This window comes from Acidovorax sp. SUPP950 (assembly GCF_030158935.1).
GTDB lineage: Bacteria > Pseudomonadota > Gammaproteobacteria > Burkholderiales > Burkholderiaceae_C > Paracidovorax.
This window is the reverse complement of sequence record NZ_BQXE01000001.1, coordinates 1,309,604-1,332,536: the sequence shown is the minus strand read 5'-3', so window position 1 is coordinate 1,332,536 and position 22,933 is coordinate 1,309,604. Positions and strand designations below refer to the sequence as shown.

At 64.8% G+C, this 22,933-nt stretch carries 15 protein-coding genes; 4 read left to right on the top strand and 11 right to left on the bottom strand.

The features are described from left to right. Positions 1 to 168 precede the first annotated feature (168 nt). Positions 169 to 4,149 (top strand): hypothetical protein, encoded by a 3,981-nt coding sequence (locus AVME950_RS06235; RefSeq protein WP_284429139.1) that lies wholly within the window; start codon positions 169 to 171, stop codon positions 4,147 to 4,149. Between the two features lie 261 nt (positions 4,150 to 4,410). On the opposite strand, the gene AVME950_RS06230 is transcribed toward AVME950_RS06235, so the two are convergent. From AVME950_RS06230 to AVME950_RS06195, 9 genes are all read right to left on the bottom strand, one after another. Then, positions 4,411 to 4,803 carry a CARDB domain-containing protein gene (locus tag AVME950_RS06230; RefSeq protein WP_284429138.1) on the bottom strand — a complete coding sequence of 131 codons (393 nt, stop codon included), beginning with the start codon at positions 4,801 to 4,803 and terminating at the stop codon, positions 4,411 to 4,413. Positions 4,804 to 5,496: 693 nt separating this feature from the next. Then, complete coding sequence (locus AVME950_RS24370; RefSeq protein ID WP_502869366.1) at positions 5,497 to 5,736, bottom strand: Imm53 family immunity protein; 240 nt, start codon at positions 5,734 to 5,736, stop codon at positions 5,497 to 5,499. Positions 5,737 to 6,112: 376 nt separating this feature from the next. Then, a complete protein-coding gene (locus AVME950_RS06225) occupies positions 6,113 to 6,568 on the bottom strand; it encodes a hypothetical protein (protein WP_284429137.1) in 456 nt (151 codons plus the stop codon). A gap of 9 nt (positions 6,569 to 6,577) precedes the next feature. Continuing rightward, positions 6,578 to 11,278, bottom strand: a complete 4,701-nt coding sequence (locus tag AVME950_RS06220; RefSeq protein ID WP_284429136.1) for an RHS repeat-associated core domain-containing protein — start codon at positions 11,276 to 11,278, stop codon at positions 6,578 to 6,580. Between the two features lie 6 nt (positions 11,279 to 11,284). Further along, complete coding sequence (locus tag AVME950_RS06215) at positions 11,285 to 12,511, bottom strand: hypothetical protein (protein ID WP_284429135.1); 1,227 nt, start codon at positions 12,509 to 12,511, stop codon at positions 11,285 to 11,287. Positions 12,512 to 12,522: 11 nt separating this feature from the next. After that, positions 12,523 to 13,665 carry a DUF2169 family type VI secretion system accessory protein gene (locus tag AVME950_RS06210; protein ID WP_284429134.1) on the bottom strand — a complete coding sequence of 381 codons (1,143 nt, stop codon included), beginning with the start codon at positions 13,663 to 13,665 and terminating at the stop codon, positions 12,523 to 12,525. Beyond that, positions 13,662 to 15,017: a hypothetical protein gene (locus AVME950_RS06205; RefSeq protein WP_284429133.1), complete on the bottom strand. Its 1,356-nt coding sequence runs from the start codon at positions 15,015 to 15,017 to the stop codon at positions 13,662 to 13,664. Before AVME950_RS06205 ends, AVME950_RS06210 begins: the two co-directional genes overlap by 4 nt. Positions 15,018 to 15,135: 118 nt before the next feature. Beyond that, positions 15,136 to 15,648, bottom strand: a complete 513-nt coding sequence (locus AVME950_RS06200) for a hypothetical protein (protein ID WP_284429132.1) — start codon at positions 15,646 to 15,648, stop codon at positions 15,136 to 15,138. Continuing rightward, positions 15,638 to 17,968 (bottom strand): type VI secretion system Vgr family protein, encoded by a 2,331-nt coding sequence (locus tag AVME950_RS06195; protein WP_284429131.1) that lies wholly within the window; start codon positions 17,966 to 17,968, stop codon positions 15,638 to 15,640. The genes AVME950_RS06200 and AVME950_RS06195 overlap by 11 nt, the downstream gene beginning before the upstream one ends. A 222-nt stretch (positions 17,969 to 18,190) precedes the next feature. Between AVME950_RS06195 and AVME950_RS06190 the strand changes: the two genes are divergently transcribed. Both AVME950_RS06190 and AVME950_RS06185 read left to right on the top strand, forming a co-directional pair. Beyond that, the gene (locus AVME950_RS06190; RefSeq protein WP_284408345.1) at positions 18,191 to 18,847 is read left to right on the top strand and encodes an SGNH/GDSL hydrolase family protein; all 657 of its coding nucleotides are present in this window, start codon (positions 18,191 to 18,193) and stop codon (positions 18,845 to 18,847) included. A 178-nt stretch (positions 18,848 to 19,025) separates the two neighbouring features. Further along, complete coding sequence (locus tag AVME950_RS06185) at positions 19,026 to 19,844, top strand: HDOD domain-containing protein (protein WP_284395298.1); 819 nt, start codon at positions 19,026 to 19,028, stop codon at positions 19,842 to 19,844. 121 nt (positions 19,845 to 19,965) lie between these two features. On the opposite strand, the gene AVME950_RS06180 is transcribed toward AVME950_RS06185, so the two are convergent. Continuing rightward, on the bottom strand, positions 19,966 to 21,318 hold the full coding sequence (locus AVME950_RS06180) for a dicarboxylate/amino acid:cation symporter (RefSeq protein WP_272564701.1): 1,353 nt from the start codon (positions 21,316 to 21,318) through the stop codon (positions 19,966 to 19,968). A gap of 287 nt (positions 21,319 to 21,605) precedes the next feature. Beyond that, entirely contained in the window at positions 21,606 to 22,214 is a 609-nt protein-coding gene (locus AVME950_RS06175) for a glutathione S-transferase (RefSeq protein ID WP_284429130.1), read from the bottom strand. A 189-nt stretch (positions 22,215 to 22,403) separates the two neighbouring features. On the opposite strand from AVME950_RS06175, the gene AVME950_RS06170 reads away from it, so the two are divergent. After that, positions 22,404 to 22,862: an Lrp/AsnC family transcriptional regulator gene (locus AVME950_RS06170; RefSeq protein ID WP_284395294.1), complete on the top strand. Its 459-nt coding sequence runs from the start codon at positions 22,404 to 22,406 to the stop codon at positions 22,860 to 22,862. The last annotated feature ends 71 nt before the right edge of the window (positions 22,863 to 22,933 follow it).

Here is a 22,933-nt window from a genome sequence, read left to right as displayed (position 1 = left end):
GGGTGCCGTGCATGCACCACCCGGCCAATGATTTTTTGGAGCGATGCGATGCGATTTCCCAACTTATGCGGCGTGCGGCCCTCGGACGTTGATGCGGGCCAACACCCGCGAGAACCCCAAGAGACCCGAGAGCCTCGCAGATCCAGCAAGCGCCTGGACTCCGGTGGAATGCCGTTGTCGCGCAGGGAAAGCCAGTCGGGGAGCAACGCATCGGGAGAACCCAACGATGCAAGACTGCCGGGCCAGGAAAAAAAGCATAAATCGATCAAGGCGAAGATCGCCAGCAATCTGAAAAAGGCGGTAGGCATCAAGTCGTCGAAGACAGAGGCATCGCCAACGCCGAAACCTTCCGCAAAATCGGAGGCACCACCAATCCCCAAATCCTCTCGCAATGCCGGCGAAAGCGGGTTCAGCGGGGGGACCTCCAACTCCGGCAGGAATCGCAACCCTTCGTTGGTAGAGCTTTTTGCATTGAAAGAAAACGAAGCCTCAGACCCCACGAAGGGCACATCGGATCTTCAGGGAGACGCGACAACGTCGGGAGGCTCAAAAACCGATCCAAAGGGCAAGCAGCCCCTGCCAAAAAAGGCGGGTGCAGAGAACGATGTCCTCTCCGACGGGCTTGGCAAGGAAGAGACGGAAACAAAAAAATCCTCTGACGGAGGGGGACCTGATTCGAAGGTCGAGACCGACCCCAAACGCATTTTCACCAGCGGCGATGATGAAATCGAAGTCGTCGATGAGGATTCATCCCTTCAGTTTGTCGATCCGACCATGGGTACGGTGGTGCCGCCTGGAGGAGGCACTGGTGGCGGTGGCGGTGGTGACGGCAACAGCGTGCATGACGGCCAGAACTCCGTCGTGGCTTCCGCCAACGAAGAGCCTGTCGTCCAAGCCACGCCGGACCAGGACATGCGGCGCCAGAGTGGGCTGTCCAAGCTCAAGAAGGTCACCGAGGGCCTCAAGGAAGGTGCGTTCAAGCACGGCTTCGGCTTCTCCAGCACGACGGTATCGCCTGTCTGGAACCCTTTCCAGAGCAAGGTGTCGTCGGCCAAGCCCAAGATGGGCAGCTTCCTCGGGCAGGACGGCGTCGAGCCGCCCAAGGTGCCCAAGACACTGCAGAATGCCGCCCCGCGCGTGGGCCGCACGATGCCCCAGGAAGGCGCTGCGCTTCACAGGCTGAAAAAGGAATCGACGATCAATGGGATCATCACGAGCCAATTCAACGGTCCGCCGGACCAGAAAGCGGCCTTGCTGGCAAGCGTCATGCAGTTGAAAGAGGCCGCCGGAATGTCGTCAGAAGAGACCAACGTCTTGATCAAGGCGCTGGCTCTCCACAACGAGAAAGACCCGGCGCAGGCCCAACGCATTCTGCAAGCGTTGCCCCAGGTCCGGCTGGTGGGCGACCTGCTCACGCCGCGCCCCGCCGAGGAAATCACGGCCGATGTGCAACTGGCCTGGAACTTCGCGGCGAAAATCGAAGGCCTCAAAGGTGGCAAGGGGATGGACTTGCTGATCAAGGTCACCGCCAGGCCCGATGGCGCCGCCGAGGGCGCACCCGCCCTGACGGATGCGCAACGCGGCCCGATGCTCGCTTACCTGCGCGCTGCGGCCGAGGTGGCGCGCGCCGCTGGCAGAAACGCACCGGCCTTGGACCCGAGCAGCATGTTTGCCCACGGCAAGCTGGGCGACGCCGTTCGGGCCACGCCGAATGGCTGGCCAGGCCGCGCGGGTGCCCCGATTGCCAATGGCTCCTCGCTCACTCTGGCCGAAAAAGCGCTGCTGGCCGTGCGCGACGAACTCGACCCCGCCATCCAGGAAGTCCATGGATGCCGTCACGCGGTGCAGATGGTCCGTGGTGGTATGTTGACCGACAAGCCCCGCAATCCCGACGGCACCAAGAGCGAATTCCAGAAGGTCGAATCCCGGGCCTCCAAAACCATGGGCATGCATTTGAACCGTGCCATGGCATCGCGCACCGGCTTTCAGCGCATTGCAGACACGCTGCGCTACGGCACGCTGCACCACGGCAAAAGCCCGTTCTACGGGTACGACGCCATCGTGTCCTCGCGCGGCCAGAACATGGGATTCGAGCTGTCGCACATCGGCGGCATTCACGAAGGCCGCGCCATGAAAGACATGGTGGACGTGCTGGAGTCCACCCTTAAAGCCCGCGGCGGTGCGGGAGACGCGGGCTTGCCCACCGCGCAAAACGCGGTGGATGGTCAGGCGCTGCTGGACGACGCTGGCGCCGGTGGCACGCTGCTGCGCAACATGGTGCGATCTGAGATCCTTCAGCGTGCCAAGACGGAAGCGCTGCTGCTGCCGCGCCTTGCGCGGGGCGACAACCTTTCCGAGAGCGCGATTGCGCAGGTGCGCACGGCCGTGCTCGCCGCCATCCAGTTGCCCGAGTCTGCTTCGCAGGAGGTGGCGGTCGCCGATCAGGTGCAGGAACTGCTGACGGCAGCCCTGGCCGAGCAGAACGTTCCGCTGACGCCCGCCCGGCTGCTCGCCTGGGCCGGCGATGCAGGAGGCCCCACCGACGCCAAGTCGGTGCAGGAAATGCGGACTTTCAACCGCGAGGACGGACAGCCGGACTGGAAGTCGTTCTCGACCGCGTTCGACCGGCTGGTGAACAAAGACGTCCGCGTTCCGGCCAATACGCCCATCAAAGGCAAAAACCGCGCTGAAACCGCAGAAATCCTCGCCTCCATGATCCGTGGCGAAGAACTGGGCTCGGGCTTTTCGCTGGCCAATGCCGGCAACACGCAGGGCACCACCCGCAACGTGAGCGAAGTCATCTCGGGCGTCCTGTCTGGCGCCACCATGTCGGTTCGCGCGGACTTGGGGGGCGGGCGCACGCGCATCGTTTCCTTCGAGTCCGGCGTGTCCACGGACCGCAGTTCATTGCGCATGAGCGTATCGACCGTCCGCCGCAATCAGGAAGGGGCGGGTGCCTCGTTCGGCTTCCGTCTCGGCCAGGAAGAGGCCGCCTCTTTTTCGGCCTCCATCGGCGGTGACGTGGGCCACAGCTTCGAGCTGCTGGAGCAAGAAGGCGCCGTGTTCGGATTTCCGCGCCACAAGACGGGCGGCGTGGGCGGCGACCGAGACCTGGCCCAGCAAAAAGCGCGGCTCATCAAATTGCTGATCGGTGTGCCTGACAAGGCGGGGCCCTACCACGAGCCCGGCAACCCGGAAGACAAAACCTCTCTCGTCAAGCGCGCCTACCAGGAGTTCGGCGATGCCATTTCCATCGGTGCCTTCGAGGTCCGGCAGAAAGACCATCGCTTTACGGGAAGCTCGTCGGCCGGCGCGGGTGCCACCATCGGCAGCCTCCGGGTGGGGCTGCCGCAAGCCGGCGTGGCCGGCGAAACGCGCCTGGGGACGCTCGAATACAAAGACACCTCTGGCACGCTCAAGGTCATCCGTGAGTCCGAATCGAAAGCGTTCAAAGCCAGCGCCACCGGGGCTCTGGCCGCATTGAGCGGATTGATCGAAGGCGCCACCGCCCCGACACCCGCCCCGGGCGAAGTCGCGGCCGACGCCGTGACCAGCATGACATCGCTGGCGGTTGCCAATATCGGATCGATGTCCACCGATTTCTTCAGGGACGGCGAAACGCGCACCACGACCCGCATCCTGTACGACGAAAAGGAACTGCCCACGAGCTTTGCGACCCAGACCCTGGTCACCAGCAAGGACTTCGTGCAGAACCTGGCGGCCGACCTCGAAAACTTTGCGGAAGACAAAGCCAAGAAGTTCTTTCCCGCCCGGCACAGCGCCGACCGCGACCAGGCCGTGCAGACCGAAAAGAAAATCCTGGGCGAATTCGCCGGCCACTTGCGCCAACACCGCGATATGACGGGCACCTCGCAGCTGTACTGGGAATGGGGCCCCAGCCATGTGGATGCCAGCAACCTGCTGGAAGCGGACCGCGAACTGTCCGAAAAATTGGGCGACAAGGAAGGTGCCAAACAAGCGATGCGCGACATCGACACGATCCACAAAGACCCCGGCTACCGGGAAGCGCGCTTCCTGATCAATGCCAACGAACAGTCGGCCAGCGACGTGAGGGGCGTGAACGGAATGATGGGCGTGCGCCACGATGTGAGAACGAGCGCGAATGTTCGGTCGTTGAACTTCACTTGATGGGGAGATCCGCGCCACGCCAACCGGCGCGGGGCGGAGTCCTGGCCTTGACCATGACACCGATAGCTGCTCCAGCCAAATGCGAAATGGTTGGGCTGTGAAGCACCTGTGCAGGCGCCTCTTGCGGTGCCATCCGCCGACGCGGGTGCACCACTGCCAATGGATGCCTGCACGCACTGCACAAGGAGCCGGCTGCCATCGTGATGAAGTCCGGCTGGGCCTGCTGTCGTCCATCCAGCGGGCCAGACTCACTCCTTTGCCTCAGGGCTTTCCGCCGAACTGGCCCTTGTTGCGGTTGTTGGCCTCGTTGGTCTCCTGGACCGTGTTGGAGCGGTCCGCAATCGCCTCGTATTGGGCTTGCGACAGCAGGAACCCTGTTTGAACTGACAGGGTGATCTGCTGGCCAGGCTGGAGTGCCTGGATCTTTGGGCTGAACACCTTGAGGCTGCCGCCGAATGGCACAACGCGCAACGCTAGGTAGCAGGCAGCCGAGGGCCCTGCACCCTGGTTCTTGACCTGCACCGTGATGACACCGCCGTCGAGGTTGGGCGAATCGACGCTGGGCACCACCAAATCAGGCAAAGCCTGTGCCGAAGCGACCCAGGCCAGCGTGAGCGATGCACAGAGAAATACGTACTTCGAAGAAGACTTCATGGTTCGGACTCCTGGTGTGTGTGCCGCACTGGAGTAGTACGCGGCTGGTGCGGCGGCAACTGCGCGATAGAAGCGGGGCGGTTTCCTTTCTTTATGCAACCGCCGGAAGTCATTGCCTCAGGCGCGGCGCAGGTAAGTACCGCTGACTACGATCTTTGCGCATTTTCCAACTTATGGGCGAATCTGTAATTAACTAGTCGACGCCTTGTTTCTGAGGCATCATGCGCCAGCAATTGAAAAATATTCAGCGGGTTTTTTGCTTGCCGCGATGTTGGTTTTGCGTTTTTCTCTGGATCCTTGCCAGGACCAGAAAAATTTCTTTCGGTAGCTTTATTTTTGAGGGAATTTTATTTCTTATTCTGACTGAGGGCTTCTTGAAATTGGATATACAACGGTTTAGTGTATATACGTGTAACCCGCTATCCAGTATTGGAGACTGTCGTTACTCCATCTTCAGATATTTTGTCTGAAGGATGTACATCTAAGCTTTGCTAGGCCGGTCTGGTGGGGTGGCATTGGTAAGGGTAATTGGTTTGTTTTATTTAATCGGCGAATTGCTAGGTTTTTTTGTCCAGCTTTTTAGAATGATTGAAATAATGAATTGTGATTAATTTTGTGACTTTGGATGGTTTGAAAATTCATCATTACTCTTTGGTTAGTCATCTAGCTGCTTGTTCTAATAGTTCATTTAAATTAATGGGACCGCCATAGGCGGAAAAACTGTATTCTGTAGCCATGATATGTACCCAGTTCTGATCTGAAGATTCTGTCTCGTAGGTGAATGGTGTTTTTTTTATCATCATTTTTTATTTGAATGCACCACCCCGGATTGTCGATGTTTTTAATTTCAATCCCAAATTTATGCTCCCATTGGCCGTTGCATTTGATCTGATACCATTTTGTAATGATGTCAATTGCATTTGACGAGTTCATCTACAAAGCCCTTTCTCTTCGGCAAGACGCCTCGCTGTTCCGACGTCTTATTTGGTTGAGGCCTCGACGGGATTACCGTATTGAGATTGCCTTCAGCTCAATTAGGCCATGCTCAGAATTTTATGGATTTAAGAGCGTTGGAAGGTTAATCGGCGCATCAAGAAAAAAAGAGAATGAAAAGTGCTAGATGCATAGCTATGATTGGCGTTTTTGCTATTAAATAAATAGCAAATGGCGAAAAAGTCACACAGTGAAAAGCATTTGGCCAATGGCTGTGGCAGGTTTATGTCGGCCAGGGTCATTGCAACTGGTTTTTGGCAAACAGACTGTTGAGGTGATTTTTGAAATCAAACCTGCTCGATGACTGAATTTTCCTTTATTGTTCTAAGCTCAATAATTGATCTGATATTTTTTTCTTAACTTTTTCTAAATCTTCTATGTACCTGGCAAAAATTATTTTTTCCCCGATTATTTTTTTTGATTCATAATCTTTCCAAATAAAAAGGTGATTTCTTTGATTGGTTGTTGCAATAAATGCAAATTCACCATCAAAAATCTCGTTATTTATTGGTATTGCGCTAAATTTCTCGAGTGCTTCATAATTAATCTTAATTTCATTGAAGCTTTTCTCTATATTTTCATTTAATACAACTACGCCGTTATTTTTGGTTAGCCTATCTATTGTGATTTGAATTTCTTTTTCCAAAAGTCCGCAGACTGACCACGCATCTGGATTTCCTATAACGTGGTCGTTGATTTTTATGAGAATATTGCAAAATATCTCCTGCGTTTGAAGAGAAATTTCTACCGGATATGTAATTTCGTTGTTCATTTTGGTTGTCTAGCAAGAAGGTACTGCTTTGCCCTCTTTATGCATTTTTCTCAGTCGCTTTTCAACATCAGAAGGAATCTCCAGTCCTCGACCTTGAGATTCATCACCATTCCAGTGCATTTTCCCGTCGTTACTATTTCCAAAGCGGTGAATTACTCCTTTGTCATCAATTGCATACCAATGTTGTCCTTTTGCGTCTGGGACGGAACGTTTGGCCAGGGCAGCATGATTGCATGGAAGCGTCGATGTTTTTGAACCTCCTCCTCTAAATTTTCCTGACGAGGGATCATGATGCCCAGGGTTTTCGTATTGAGGTTTTGGGCCATGGTATCGACCTTCTTTGGGCAGTCGATTAAGTCCTAAAGGGTCAATCCATGTATTTGGATTCGAGGCGTATTGAAAGAGGTTAATTCCTCCATTCAAACCAATTGGATCTTGATTAGCAAACCGCCCTATGGTCGGATCATAATAACGAAACCGGTTGTAGTTCAGCCCACTTTCCTCATCGAACTGCTGCCCCTGAAATCGGAAGGGTTGCTCAATGTGTGGCGGAGCGGATGAACGACTGCTAGCGCTTTTGCTGTGGTCAGTTCCCGGCCCATGTCCCATTCGACGCTGGATAAGGCCGCCATCCGTTCCTGTCCTCGCCACGGTCCGCAGCGTGGCCTCTCCCCACACCTTGTAATCCGCCGCCCAGGCGATGCGCCCTTGCGCATCCGTCAACTCCAGCGGCGCCCCGATCTGATCGCATTGGTACCAGTAGGTGTGCCGGCTTTCCTCTGTACCTTGGATGCTGGCCAGCGGCACGAAGCTGGCCGGCTCGTACACGAACAGCGCCTCCTTGCCCCCGCGCTGGCTATGCACCAACAAATCGCCATCCCACAGGAAGTGCGTGGTGCCGAAGGAGTCCGCTTTTGACACCCGCCGCCCCAGCGCGTCATAGGCGTATCGGGTTGTCTGCATCACGCCATGGCGTTCGGTGATGGCTTCGACCAATTGATGGTTCGCGTTCCATCGCAGCGTGGTGATGCTGGCGCTGCCACCTTTTTGATTACCCCGCGTGCGCTTGGTCACATTGCCGTGCAAGTCGTACTCGAAGTGCAGGTCTTGGTAGAAGCGCAGGCGGTTGTCGCCGACCACGCCCAGGCTGGTCCGACCGTTGGCCGCATTTTGTCGCCCGACCTGCGCCTCGCCGCCATCCAGCAGATTGCCCGCCGGATCGAACGCGAACAACTCTCGCGGCTGGTGGCTGCCAGCCCCGGGCAGGGCGGCCAGGATGCGGCCCGTGGGGTCGTAGCGGAAGTTCTGGCGGCCTCGCAGGGTGTCGCCCCGGGCCACCAATTGGCCCGAGAGGTCGTAGGCGTAGGCCCGCTCCAGTACGGGCTGCGTAGCGATGTTGCCGCTGGTGCGATATCCGGCGCGGTGGTGGATCAGCCGCCCGGCCGGGTCGTACTCGTACTGGCTGGATGCGGCCCCCTGGCTGCGCTCGACTTCGCGGTGCAGAGCGTCGCGCTCCATGTCGGCGATGACCTCGTGCGCGCCTTCCTGCCCGGGCTGGGCGATGTTGATCTGGTGCAGGTGTCCGGAGCCGTAGAACAGCCAGTTCAGCGTGCGCCCATCAGGCAGCAGCGTCTGTGTGCGGTTGCCCAATGGGTCGTATTGGTGGCGCAAGCTGCGCTGCATGTCCTGACGGCCGGCCGTTGCTGCGCGGCCTATCCGTGGCGGCAGACCGGGGCCACCCTGGCCGATGAGCGTCTGTGTTTCGCTCAATAGCTGCCCCACCGGGTCGTAGGCGAAGGCCAGGTGGGCGGCGCCATTGTTCGCCTGGGTCAGCCGGCCCAGCGCGTCGTAGCGGTAGGTGGTCTCCTCGGGCGGGCCTTCGTCGCCATGGGCGCGCTTGGCCAGCAGCCGGCCTAGCGCGTCGCGCTCGAAGTGCGTGACCTTGCCCGGCCCGGCCTCGCTGCCGCCCGCCTCGATCAGGTGGGTCAGTTCACTCGCGGCGTTGTACACGTAGCGCTGCCAGCGGCCGTCGAATCCGATCTCGTCGGTGAGCTGGTCGCGCAGGTTGTAGCGGAAGGTGGTCTGCGCGCGGTTCTCGTTATCGAGGGCGATCAGGCGGCCCGCGCGGTCGTAGTGGTAGGCCAGGGTGCGTCCGGCGGCATCCATGCGGGTCAGGGGCCGGCCCACGCCGTCGTAGGTGTAGCGCGTCGTGGCGCCCAGCGGATCGGTATAGGCCAGCAGGTGGCCTTCGCCGTTCCAGGTGTACTGGTGCAAGGCGGTGGCGCTGTCCGTGCCGGGCTCGGCCACATGGACGAGCCGGCCCGCGCGGTCGTAGGTGTAGCGCGTTGCCTGCCCCAGCGCATCGGTGCGCTGCACCAGCTGCCCCAACGCGTCGTAGGCAAAGCGCGTGGTGCGGCCCGAGCAGTCGGTGTAGGCAATCAGGTTGCCCGCTTCGTCCCAGCGCAGCACCTTCTTGCCGCCCTTGGCATCGATCACCTCCACCGGCCGGCCCAGGCCGTCGTACTGGTAGGCCGTGGCCTGCCCGAGCGGATCGGTCATCTGCACCAGATTGCCGTGGCGGTCGTAGGTGCGCCGCCACTCGAAGCCCATCGCATCGCGCAGCGTCGTCACCAAGTCCATCGCGTTGTACTGCAGCGCAGTGGACTGCCCCAGGGCGTTGGTGATCTGCGTGAGGTTGCCACGCGCGTCATGGCGCAGCGTGGTGCGTCGGCCCAGCGGATCGGTGCTCCCTTTGGCCGTGCCGGTGGCACCGAACGGCGTCTCTTCCCTCAATTCCTCGGGCGTGCCCTCGGCAGTGACGGTGGCCACGATGTTGAAGCGCGCGTCCCAGTGGTAGGCGGTCACGCGCCCCAGGCCATCGGTGTGGCGGGTGATGCGTTCGTGCGGCAGATAGGTGAAGCGGTCATCGTCCTGGCCGGGGATGGGCGCATCGGCGCACCATGAGCGCAGCACGCGGCCCTGCGGGCCTTCCGCGTCGTACTGGGCGAAGTAGCGGTGGCCGCTGGCCTTGCGGTAGCCCACCAGCACGCCCGAGCGCCAGGCGTACTGGCGGTAGGGCAGGTCGCCGTGGTGCGTGGCGACGAGCTGGCCCTGCGCGTCGTAGGCATAGCGGGCCAACACCTGGGGCGCGGATTGGCCGGGCGCCAGCAGCTCGACAGCGGCCAGGCGTGCGCCACCCAGGGGATCGGTGGGCAGGGCATCGGGGGTGGGCGGCGTCCAGGCCAGCCGCAACTGCCGCCCCGCCGAATCGGACAGGCCGACGAGGCGCGGCAGCGCGAAGGGGGCGGCGAACGCCCCTGCACTGGCCGCACTCACGCCGCCATCGGCCATGGCCTGCGCGCGGGCCTGCCGCGCGCTCCAGGTCAGCACCTCGCCCGTGGCGGTATCGGTGTCGCCCGCCGCCCAGTGCAGCGCCACGGCATTGCCGTTCGCATCCTGCAAGCGTGCCAGGGGCAGGCGCCACTGCTCGGGGGCGTGCTGGCGGTAGTGGTGCTCCAGTCCGCCCTTGTGCGCGATGACCCACAGGCCCTCTTCCGGGTGGCGCACGGTGAACTTCTCATACGGGTCGAACCACTCGCCGCCCAGGGCGACGTGGGGCAACGGCACATGGCGGCCCGCTTCGTCGAGCAGCACCACGCCGTCGGCGGAGAGCCGCAGTTCCCGTGCCATCGGGTGGCTCCAGCCGCGGCCCCAGGGGCCGTCCTCGGCCAGGCCTGATCGGTAGCGGCGGCGCCAGACCAGGGGAATGGGGCCGGGCAGGGTGAAGTCGGTCTCGTCCATGAGCTTCTGGCCGCTGGACAGGATGACCGGCCCGCCGATGGCGCACGACTCGCATGGGCCCTTGCCATTGGGGTGCTGGCTGTCGCTGTGCTCCTTGGTGGGGTGCGTGTCGTTCTTGCCCTCGGTCTGCGTCTTGCGCTTGAAGCGCTTGCCCGCGATCGCGGCCAGCAGGGCCGCGCCGCTGCCCAGCAGCCACTTGGCCAGGCGCACGCGGGCGGCCTCCAGTTGCTCGGGGGTCATCTCCGAGCCCCAGGTCTCGGTGATGGAACGAATCTCCTCGGCCGCCTGCACGGCCGCCTGGCCCGTGCCGACCACACGGTCGGCCATCACGGCGCCGCCGGCGATCTGGCCGACGATGGGAACGCCCTGCACGGCCGTGGCCGCGATCGACACGCCCAGGCCCACGTAGGTGGACGGGTCCTTGAGCATCTCGAGGATGGCGTCCACCTCCTCCTGTGCTGCCTGGCCGAAGTGCCGGGCCTCCATGCCACCCATCACCTTGCCGGCGTTGTCGATCATCTTCTGGGTCTCGGGCGAGAGCCGGACCAGGATGGCATTGGTGAGGGTGGTCACGCCATTGACGACCATCTCGCCGGCCTCGTGCACCACGGATTTGACGTAGGTGACATGCTGGTTCACATGGTCACGGACGTTGGTGAACCAGCCCACGATGGTGCTGGAAGGATCGTGCTTGCCCTGGTCCATCGCGCCGTAGCGGTTGGACATGTCGGTGCCGTGTTCCTTGATGGTGCCCAGCGGGATGAGGATGGCCTTGCTGTTGTTGCTGTGCCAGGCCGTGCCCTGCTTGCCGCTGGTCTTGAGCTTGACGGGCGTGGCCGGATCGAATGTCCAGCCGTTGGCCACCTGCGTGATCGCGCCCTCGCCGCCGCTGAAGATGTGCGTGCCCATGCGTTTTTACTTCCCTTGCAATCGTTGGTTCTTGTTCTGGAGAAAGCGGGCCGAGTAGGTCGGGGCCGCCGGGCCGGTGTCGGCCGAAGGGGCGCTGGGGCTGCGCTGCGCAGCTGCCTCGGTGGGAAGGGTGCGCTCCAGGGCCACGGCGGCAGCGGCGGTGCCTTCGTCCAGCGCCCACGACAGGATGGAGTTGGGCGCGCGCGCATCGTGGCGCACGCGCTGCGCGGCCAGGGCCCAGTGCACCGGGCCGGTGGCCGCACCGACCTGTCCGATCGCGGTCGCGGGCTCCCAGTCGATGGGGTCCCACGCTGGCGCCACCCGCGCCCGGGCGCTGATCTGTGCCATGGCGCGCCAGGTGGACCCGTCGAAGTCCGAGACGGTATAGCCCACGTTGTCCGCTTGCCAGCCCGCGTGGGCCAGTGCCGAGCGCAGCACCTCCTGCAGCGCGCCGGGTTCCGGGTCTTGCTGGGGGCGGCGATGCGCAGTAGCCTGGGCCGCCAGCGCAGGCGGGTGCAGCACCAGCCCGCGCCCGGTGGCGTCCCGCGTGTCCGGGGCGGCTTGCAGCCAGAGCGCGGCGGCGGCTTCGCTGGCGATGCATCCATCGCCATGCCGGTCCGTGAGCAACGCACCACGGCCGTAGGCGTCCTGCAGTGTGGTGGTGTCGAGAAGGCTGTCCACGGCCATCAGCAGCGCGGCTGCGCCGGGTGCATGCTCGCCCGGACGGGGGCATGTTCCGAGGGCCTGCAGTGCAGCAAAGCCCGCCGTGGAACCGCCGCGGGCGATGTGGCACGGCACGGCACCGAGCGCTACGCTGGCCCCGGGGCCCGCCCAGCGCCCGAGTTCGGTCAGGGCCTGCAGCCAAAGCTCGGCGCCATCGCGGTCGCTCAGCCGCTCGGGCAGGGCCAGCGCGATGCGGCGCGGGGCCGCCCCCGCCAGATCGGCCTCCTGCGGCGCCATCGAAGACACCATGTCGGCCAGCGCCGCGCCCAGCAGCCGGGCCAGGCGGGGGAGATCCGTCTGGCCGGCCGTGATCTCCGGGCACGGTGCGGTGGTGATCGCCTGGGGGCCGACGCCGGGGTGGATCTTTTTCTGGAACCGCTTTTGCTGACCGACCCACGAGGCAGCGGATTGCCAGGCACTGGTGCCGACCGAGGTGATGGCGCCGGCGTGCGCGATGTGCCAAAGGCCTGGCGCGGCGGAAGTGGCGGGGGCCGTGGAAGGGGTGGGCATGTCGAAGCGATTCAATTCAGGGAGAGGGCCGGAGACGAAGAGGCAGCTCGTGGCGCGCGGGCGTGGGCCGTGACATGGACCAGGCCGAGCCGCTCCAGCGCGGGCGGCACGATCACGGCGCGCCACAGCAGCGAGGCGCGCTGCGTTGCGGTGTCCACCAGCAGCGTGTCCCAACGCAGTTCCTGGGGTGGGAGCAGGGTGCCGCCGGCGGTCTCCGCCTGCACGGTCAGCGCGAGCGGGGGCCAGGTGAAATACAACGGGCCCCCTTCCGACATGCCATGCAGGGCCAGGGCATGGCCCGGGCGGGGGCTTTCGCGCAGCTGCAGCGCATCGGGCGCGGCGTTGTGGTGGCGCGGGTCGAAGTCCTCGGGCAGGTCGGGCGCGCGGGTCGATTGCCAGGTGTCGCCGAAGGTGCCCTGCAGGTCGCGGCGTGGAACGTGGTGGGGGGGCACGTGGCCGAGGGCGATGGGTTCGAGGGGGTCGTCCCAGGCGGTGATGGCCCGGTCCAGCGGTTCGATCCACGGCAGCGGCGCGCCCCGGGCAGCGGCCGCGCTGCGGTACCAGCCCATGCCTTCCGGGTTGGGCTCGAAGGCGTTCACATGGCCCGTCTGCGGGTCCTTCTCCTGCCCGCCGAAGGCGAAGGGGCGCAGCAGCGGAACGCGCGACGCGGTGGCCTCGCCAGAGGCCCGCAGCCTGCCGATGGCCCCCAGTTCCGGCAGCCAGGTGCGTGGCGCGAACGCGCGCAGTTCGATCAGGCGCCGCGATCCGCCATCGGTCAGGTAGTCCACCGCGGCGTCGATGCTTGGCAAGGGCCTGCCTTGCGATGCGACCGCCCAACCGTTCACGATGCAATCGAAGCGGGGCTTGGGCGGCACGTACTCGGATTCCAGGCAGGTCCAGAGTTCATGCGCGCGGGGTGCGATGGCGGCGGCCTGGGCGTCGTCCAGGGGCAGGCTGCCGAGTGTCTGGCACACACCCTCGCGAAAGATGGCGGCCTGGTCCTGCGCCGCCGCGAGCCGGGGCGGCAGGCCCGGGGCGGCCGCCAGTTGCCACGTGCCCTTGACGATCACCAGGGCCGCGCTGCGCCGCTCCGCATCCCGGTGCGGAAAGACCTGAGCGCGGAACGGCGTGTGGTTGAGGACCGGGCACGTCATGGCGCGGGCGGATCGGCTTGCAGGCTGTCCATGAGCTGCACGGTTTCCACAGCGGCCATCTGCCGTGCGGCAAGGTCTTCGTGGGACAGCGGAAACGGGCGGTGGGTCACCGCCGCATGCTCCACGTAGAGCCAGCTTCGCAGCGCATGGCCGACGTCGAAGGTTGGTGCGAGGCGATGGGTCTGCGTGATCGGCCCGCCCGAACGAATGCGGATGGCATCGAGCGCCCAGAGGCGGTCCTTGAGCGCGGCGTCCGTCCAGCGGGTGATGTGGGCCGGCTCCAGCCCCGTGCAGCCGTTGGCCGCGAACACCTGGCAGGCGAGGACGCGCAAGGCGCGCTGGCGCTCGCCGGCCGTGCCTTGGGTGTTCGTCAGCTCGCCCGGCACCTGCCCGAACACCAGCCGCAGCAGGTCGCGTTCGCCGGGCTCCACGGGCCGGTCTTGCCGCTCGATGAAATCGAGCACCGGCAGCAGCCCTTCGATGCGCCCCGCGAGGGCGGCGACCCGCAGCGCGGTGTCGTTGGGCACCCGAAGCCCTTGCAGGACGGCGCCCAGGGCCGTTTCGGGTTCGCGCGCGGCCCACAGCGCCAACGCTGCGTCGGCCGCGGCGGCCCAGCCCACGGGGTGCGATCGCTCGGTGGGGCCGTCTGCGGCGGTGAGGCGGTCGATATAGTGCCGCAGCTCTGGCTGCAGCCGGTGGCCGCCCATGGTGCCCAGCGCCTGCAGCGCGGTGATCTGCCGGGCGAGGTCCTGACCCTGCAGCACGGCCTTCCATTGTTCTTCGGCCCGTGGGGGCACCTGTCCCATGCGCGCGCAGGCCAGCAGGCACGCATCCGGGTCCGCGCCGCGCACCGCTGCCGCATGCACCCCGGCGATGTGCTCCGGCAGGGCGAGCCGCCCCGCCAGCTCCACGCCGCAGGCCAGCAGGTGCGCGTCCTCCGATGCCAGCAGGTCGCCGCAGGTCGGCGGCGCTGCATAGAACCACAGCGCGTCCCGAACGGACACGGGTTGGGTCGCGAGCAGGCGGGCGATCCCCTCCAGACGCACGGACGCATCGGGTTCGTACCGCTCCGCGAGCGCGATGCGCACGAAGGCCGCCCCCGCGATTTCCTCGGGGCGGGTCTGCGCCTGCGCCTCCACGCAGGCCACTTCGTCCAGGCACGCCGGCCCGTAGTAGCGGCAGGCATCCATCAACGCGTCCAGCCGCTGATCGACGGCCTTGAGGGCCCGGACGGTGTGGGCCTGGCGCAGAAGCCCCGCCCGGCGCCCATAGGCGCGCACGGCGATGCCCATCTGCCGGGCCAGCATGCCGGGCAGTGGAGGGGGCGCGGAAGGGCGAAGGCGAGTGATCATGGGCCAGGCGAAGAAAAGCAAGCAGGCAGCGGCACCGTCGGAAACTCCATCGGAACCGGAAAGGGCGGCCAGGGCATCGCGCAGCGGGCGCAGGCGCGACGCATCGCGGCGAACCGGGTCAGTTCAACTCGATGGAGCCGCCTTCGATGCGATGGGTTTCGACGGCGGCCGAGGTGATCTGGTGACCCCGGGTCTCGACCGATCCGTCCTGGGAAAACTGCATGCGCGCATCGGCGCAGCGCAGCAGCACGCGGCTCACCGCACTCACGTCCAGGTGGGTCACTTCGAGCGACAGCGCGCCGGTGGCCCGGTCGAACTGCCAGGGCGGTGTGGCCGGCGCGCCGGGGCAGGGCCAGGCGGCAACGATCAGCGAGGGCAGGGGCCCGCCGCCCGATGCCGGTGCTTCCTGCCCGGAACCCAGCGCGGCCAGCACGAACTGGCCTTCGATCACGCCGGGCACTTGAGAGGCCAGTTCCGCGCGGTATTCGCGGCCCTGGCAGCGAAGGACCACGGTTCCATCCGCAGCCTGGCGCAGGACCTGGGCGGGCTGGAGCGACCACGCGGTGGCGGGATCGGCGGCGGGGCCGTCCGCAGGCGGAGTGCTTCGGAGCATGCGGGAATCAGTTTTCATGGATGCCTCCGGAAAGCGTGGTGACGTCGCTTGCGCCGATGAGGCGGATGCTGTTGCCGTTGACGGTGATGGTGCCGTCGGCCTGGAGGATGAGCGAGCTGGAGCCCACCTTCAGAGTAATCGTTTCGGCATCCATGGTGATGCTGGAGCCGGCTCCCCCGCCGCCTTCGCCACCGCCCGAGGGCGCGGTCACGTTCTTGGCCATGCCGCCGCTGCCGCCGGCATCTCCGCCGCCCCCGCCGCCGCCTCCCACGTTGAGGCTGTACTTGGTGCCCACCACCGTGCTCTGGTTGGTGCCGACCTTGACGTCCTGGTCGCTGCCCACGGTGGTGCTCTGGTTCTTGCCCACGATGGTGGCCATGATGGCGCCCACGTTGAGGTTGTAGACCACGCCCACGTTTTCCATGCGGCCGACGCCCACGTTCTGCATCGAGGCGATGCCGATGGTCTCGGTCTTGAACTTGCCGACCTTGATCGACCAGTTGCTGCCGATCTTGTCCTTCTCGTTCCTGCCGATGGTCTTGGTGCGGTTCTTGCCGATGCTCACCGTCTCGTCGATGCCCACGTCCTCGCGACGGTTGTCGCCGATGCTGATCTTCTCGTCGTGATCCACGCGCTCCGTGCGGTTGTTGTGCACGGTGATCTTTTCATCGCGGTCCACGGTCTCGGTGCGGTCGCGGTGGATGACGTTGGTCTCGTCCCGGTCGATGGTCTTGCGTCGGTCGTTGCCCACCCACTTGTCCTCGTCGTTCTCCACTTCGGTGAGCTGGTCCTTCTGCGCATGCAGCCACAGCTGCTCGGCGCCGGCCTTGTCTTCGAAGCGCAGCGCGTTCGCGTCGCCGGCGCCATTCTTCAGGCCCGGGCCGAAGGCGCCGCCCTTGCTCGATTTGGTCTTGATGCCCGACTGTGTCGCGTTGCCGGGCAGGCCCCAGGGGGGCATGTTGTCGGCGTTGTAGACGCAGCCCAGGATGATGGGGTAGTCCGGGTCGCCGTTCAGGAAGTCGACGATCACCTCCATGCCGATGCGCGGAATGAACACGTTGCCGAACTGCGGCCCCGCCCAGGTGGAGGACACGCGCACCCAGCAGCTGGAGTTCTCATCCATCGCCCCGATGCGGTCCCAGTGGAACTGCACCTTCACCCTGCCGTACTGGTCGGTCCAGATCTCCTCGCCCGGCGGGCCTACCACCACGGCCGTCTGCGGGCCCGTGGTGCGAGGGCGGGGCGTGGCGACGACGGGGCGGTAGGGCATGGCGGTGGGGTGCACCTCCATCGAAAAGCGCTGGATCGAGCCGCCCTGGGTCTGGCCCACGCCGTTCAGGCCCTGGCTGGCCTGGGCGTTTTCCTCCAGGTAGTACTCCACCGACACTACCAGGTACTGCTGGTTCTGGTCTTCGCGCGGGTAGTTGTCCAGCACGATGGTGTAGCCGGGGGCGATGCTGCGCTTGTTCAACTTCGCGTGGGCGCGGTGGTGGCCGGCCAGGCCGGTTTCCATCTGCAGCCGGGTGTAGGTTTCCCCATCGGAAAACTCGGTGTAGCCCCCGGGCCACTCGTACCTCTCGTAGCTGTCGTGGGCATGCCCTGGAGGGGACTGGCGCATGTCGGACAGATCGGCGCGCGGCTTCTTGAAGTCGTAGTCGTCCAGGTAGGCCCGGCCGGGCTGCACCTGCTGGCCCATGTGCCAGGAAAAGATGTGTTCCCGGTCGGCCAGGGCGGTCTTGCCCGGTGGGTGGAAGGGAATCACGTGGCCGCCCGGCAGCGGGCTGTGCGAGCCCATCACGTCGTCGGCGAACACCAGCGTGTGGCTGCCGGGCTGGTGTTCGAAATACCAGTAAATGCCTTCGGATTCGCACAGCCGCGCGATGAAGGCGAAATCGGTCTCGTGGTATTGCACGGTATAGGGCCGCACGCGATAAGCCCGGGAGAGCTTTTTCTGCATCGGCTGGCCGTATTTCTGCAGCACGCTCTCCACGATATCCGGGACGGTCATTTCCTGGAAGATCCTGAAATCGCTGCGCCGCGTGGCCACCCACAGCCAGGGGCGCAGCACCATGCGGTAGGCGTAATTGGCCGAGGTGTCCTGGCCCTGCATGCCAAAGCCCGTGGCAATACCGTCCAGGTAACGCCGGCCCAGCCCCTCGGTCTCCACCACGACCGTGGCAGCGAGGCCCAGCAAGGCTTTCGGGTCGATGCCCTTGCTCTTGGAGATCAGGTCGATCTCGAATTCAAACAACCCGGACAGCGCCTCGCTTCCTTTCAATTGCCTGAATTGCAACGCCTCTCCCAAAGGCGTTTGAATTGTTACGCGGCGATTAGTCATGCGAGAAATTGTTTCTTAGCTTTGAATCGGGTCCGCATTATGCTGGCGAGGCCTGCCCATCGGCACCGCGCGTTTGTGCGGCGCAACAGCCTAAATTGCATCCAGATGTTCGTGGGGTTATCTGCGACTGCGTCCGTTGTGGTTTCAGCGGGGTTGTGGTGGACTGCGAAGTGATCAGGCAACCGTGGCCGGACGCTATGCAACCAGATAAAAAGGGAATCCATGGGAGATGCAGTTTTCGGCCCGCAGCGGCCATGCTCGGTGGAGCTTGACGGCGACAGCATTTTGTTCGGCTTCGATCCCGCGTCCACGACCTGGCGGCACGCGCAAACGCCGGCGCAGCGCATTTTGGCCAGGCGCCCGCACTGGGTGATCGACGACCGCACGGCGGCCGGCCTCCAGGCGTACGATCTGGTGCGGGGCTACGAGGCGCCTTTCGACAGTGCGCCGCCCGAGCTTTTCCCCCGCGGGCCGCAGGGCCCGTTCGATACCGAGCCGCACCCGTCGCGCATCGTGGTCCTGCAGGTGGGGGTGAACGACCACGCACGCCCCGGCTTCGACATCGAGGCGTTCGAGGACGATTACCGCGGCCTCATCGGCTTCGTGCATTCGCTGGGGCATGCCGCCGTGGTCACCGGGATCACCCCGGTCTCCGACAAGATCTTCGGCCCCGCGGCGCTCGCCACCATGCAGGCGATCAATGCGGCCATCCGCCGGGTGGCGGCCGACACCCGCACGGTGCATGCGCACTGGGATTCGATGCCGTTCTCGGTGGACAGGGACACGACCGATGGCATCCACCCCACGCAGGCCGCCTCGAACCGCCTGGCCGACCGCCTGACGGTGGCGCTGGAGCGCACCTTCCGGCTGGGCGCATAGCGCAAGCGGCCATGGCCTGCAAGGGCATGGGCAGGGCTGCGGGGTCCGCCGTTGCCAGGGCAGCACAAACCCGCGGGCTGGTGAATTCCCTGCCCGGCGGGTGCCGAGACGGTGATACAAAAACACCAGCGGGCTGGAAGGCCGGCCTGCACACCCCCTTCAAGAAAAGGTCGTCCGCATGCCCGCACTCGCCGCTTTCCTCCAGGAGGTCAAGCTGCCCACCATGCCCGAGGTGGCCCACAGCCTGATCCAGACCCTGCACGACGACGATATCCCCTTCGAGAAGGTGCGCACCGCCATCTCCAAGGACCCTTCGCTCACCGCCAAGCTGGTCCGCATGGCCAACAGCGCGCGGTTCGGGCTGCCGCGCCAGGTCTCCTCGCTCGACGACGCCATCAACATGGTGGGGCTCAACCAGGTGCGCACGCTGGCCCTGGCGGCGTGCATGACGGGCTCGTTCGCCGACGCGCCGGGCGTGGACCGGCAGGAGTTCTGGAAGGAAAGCATGGCCTGCGCCGGCTACGCGCAGTGGCTGGCAAGGGCGCTGGGCACCGATGTGCAGCAATCGTGGCTCACGGGCTTCATGGTGCGGCTGGGCGAGCTGATCATCGCCCAGAAGGCGCCGAGCGAGATCGTGGAGATCGAACGCCTGCCGCACCTGCCCGGCGGCCGCTGGCAGCGCGAGCAAAGCCTGCTGGGCTTCACCGAAGGGCAGATCACGGCCGAGCTGGCGCGGCAGTGGAAATTCCCCGACGAGGTGGTGCGTGCGCTGGAGACGGCCTCCGACCCGCTGGCCAGCCCCTCGTTCTGCCGCCTGGGCGCCATCGTGCACGTGGCCACGCTGCTGGCGGAGATCGCCGTCGGCCCCAAGGCGAGCGTGGCGGAGACGATCGGCGCGTTGCCGGACGAACTGCTGCAGGCGCTGCAGCTCGATCCCGGCTGGCTCGCCGACCACCTTCCGGATCCGGCCGTGTTCACCGACACGTCGGCGCTGTAAACCGATCCATCCATCCATCCGCCCGCCCGCCCGCCAGCGGCGCCCACGGAGACGCCAATGAAAAGGCCGGCGAAAGCCGGCCTGACAGGGGGGGGCGCAAGGCCCCATGGAGCCTGCCGCCTCAGCGGTGGCCGCTCGTGTCCATGCGTTCGGTCTTCGCGTCCAGCAGCACCTCGGGCTCCTGGGCATCCACCCAGTTCGGGTCGTTCAGGCGCTGCTTGAGCTTGTTCTCGTCGAGGTCGCCGGTCCACTTGGCGACCACGATGGTGGCCACGCCGTTGCCCACCAGATTGGTGAGCGCGCGCGCCTCGGACATGAAGCGGTCGATGCCCAGGATGAGCGCCAGGCCCGCCACCGGCACGTGGCCCACCGCCGACAGCGAGGCCGCCAGCACGATGAAGCCGCTGCCCGTGATCCCGGCCGCGCCCTTGGAGGTGAGCAGCAGCACCAGCAGCAGCGTGATCTGGTGCGTGATGTCCAGCGGCGTGTTGGTGGCCTGCGCGATGAACACGGCGGCCATGGTCAGGTAGATGGAGGTGCCGTCCAGGTTGAACGAGTAGCCGGTGGGAATCACCAGGCCCACGGTGGTCTTCTTGGCGCCCAGGTTCTCCATCTTTTCCATCATGCGCGGCAGCACGGATTCGCTGGAGGACGTGCCCAGCACGATCAGCAGCTCTTCCTTGATGTACTTGATGAACTTCCAGATCGAGAAGCCGTGGAAGCGCGCGATGGCGCCCAGCACGATGAAGATGAACAGCAGGCAGGTCAGGTAGAACGAGCCCATCAGCTTGCCCAGCGACAGCAGCGAGCCCACGCCGTACTTGCCGATGGTGAACGACATCGCACCGAAGGCACCGATGGGCGCCACCTTCATGATGTAGCCGACGATGGTGAACAGCACGTGCGAGGTCTTCTCGATGAAGTCGAACACCAGCGTGCCGCGGCCGCCGAAGCGGTGCAGGGCGAAGCCGAACATCACGGCGATCAGCAGCACCTGCAGGATCTCGCCCTTGGCGAACGCATCGACCACCGTGGTGGGGATGATGTTCATCAGGAAGTCGGTGGTGGTGCCCATCTTGCCGGGCGCGGTGTAGGCGGCGATCGACTTGGTGTCGATGGTGGAGGCATCCACGTTCATGCCGGCGCCGGGCTGCAGCACGTTGACCACGATCAGGCCGATGATCAGCGCGACCGTGCTCACGATCTCGAAATACAGCAGGGCCAGGCCGCCGGTGCGGCCGACCTTCTTCATGTCTTCCATGCCCGCGATGCCGATCACCACCGTGCAGAAGATGATGGGCGCGATGATCATCTTGATCAGCTTGATGAAGCCATCGCCCAGCGGCTTCATCTGCTCGCCCAGTGCGGGGTAGAAGTGCCCCAGCAGCACGCCGACGACGACGGCGAAGAGCACCTGGATGTACAGCGAGCGGTAAAGGGGTCTCTTGGGGGGGAGCGTGCGTGTCTCTTGCATAGGTCTGCGCGTACCGTCGCCAGCAGCGCTCATTTTGGAGGTGCGTGAATGTATGCCTGTGCCATGGCCTGCGCGATTGTGGAAATCCACATGGTGGGAAATACGTACACGCCGCGCGCGCCGGGGTGGTGGGAGGCTGCGCGCACCCTGCCACCGTGGCGGAATGCGCCGGTTTTCGGGGGGCGATCCGGTTCATGCCGGCCGCGCGGGCAGGGTCGCCGGATCGCCGATATGTCAGCCAGGTGACAGACTTTGCGGCCGGTGGAGCGTGCGCCGGCGCGCAGCCCTCAACGGGCCGGACAGGCGAGAAACGCCGGCAGCCGCTCCGCCTGTTCTGCATAGGCGGCCAGGACAGGGTGATCGGCGGCCAGGACGGTATCGGCGACCATACTCTGCATGAAATCCCACGCCACGGCGATGGTGACGCCCGCATCGGTGATGGCCTGCTCGGGCGCCGGCAGGGGGGCATGGGCCATTTCGGCCTCGAGCTGCCCGCAGGCCGCCAGCAACTGGCCGCTCACGCGGTCGATCCAGGGGGCATGCTGCTTGTCCGCAGGACGCAGGTTCTGTTCGTACACCCGCTGCACGGCTTTCTCGCAGGCGGCCAGCGCCAGGCCGGTGAGGCGCAGATCGCGCAGCAGCGCGGGCCCGCCGAGCGGCTGCAGGCGGTGGCGCGACAGGGTGCCGGCCCATTGCAGGATCAGCCCCGAATCCATCAGCACCGTGCCGTCGTCGGCCACCAGCGTCGGGGCCTTCACCACCGGATTGATGCGGCCAAAAGCCTCGAAGGTGCTGAACACCGAGAGGGGCAGGTGCTCGAAGGGCAGTTCCAGCAGCCGCAGCGACACGGCGACACGGCGCACATAGGGAGAGTCCAGCATTCCAACCAGCTGCATGGGAAGGGTTCCTTGAGAAAAGGGGCCAAAGAAAGCCAGGGCGCGGTCCGCCAGGACGCCGGTGGCACGGCCTTGCACGATAGGCGCGCGGCCCCTGCCGATGAAGGGCGGGGCATCGGAAATGCCGGCTCCAAACCGATGGATGATCGGAACCTCCCTTCCCGAACCCGCAACCCCCGGAGCGCTGGCATGACCCTCGACAAGAAAGACTGGCTGATCCTGGAAGCCCTGCAGACCGATGCCCGCCAGAGCCTGGCCGCGCTGGGCAAGCGCATCGGCCTGTCCCAGCCCGCCATGAGCGAGCGGGTGCGCAAGCTCGAGGACGCGGGCGTGATCGAGGGCTATGGGGCGCGGGTCAACCTGCGCGCCATCGGCGTGCGGCTGCAGGCCATCATCCGCGTGCAGACCGACCATGCCGGCATCGCGCCCTATGTGAAGCTCTTCGAGTCCATGCCCGAGGTCCTCGAAGCCGATCGCGTGACGGGCGAGGATTGCTTCATCGTGCGCTGCGCCATCGCCGAGCCCGAAGACCTGCAGTCCGTGGTCGATGCACTGGCCCAGCACGGCGCGGTGACCACGTCGCTGGTGCTGTCGAGCCCCGTGCGCAAGACCACCACGGTGCACGCCCTGCGGTCCCCGCGGCGCTGAGCGGGCCAGCCGGGCCAGCCGGGCCGGCCCCGCGGCATCGGGGCCGTGTACGCCACTTGGCGTATTGGCGG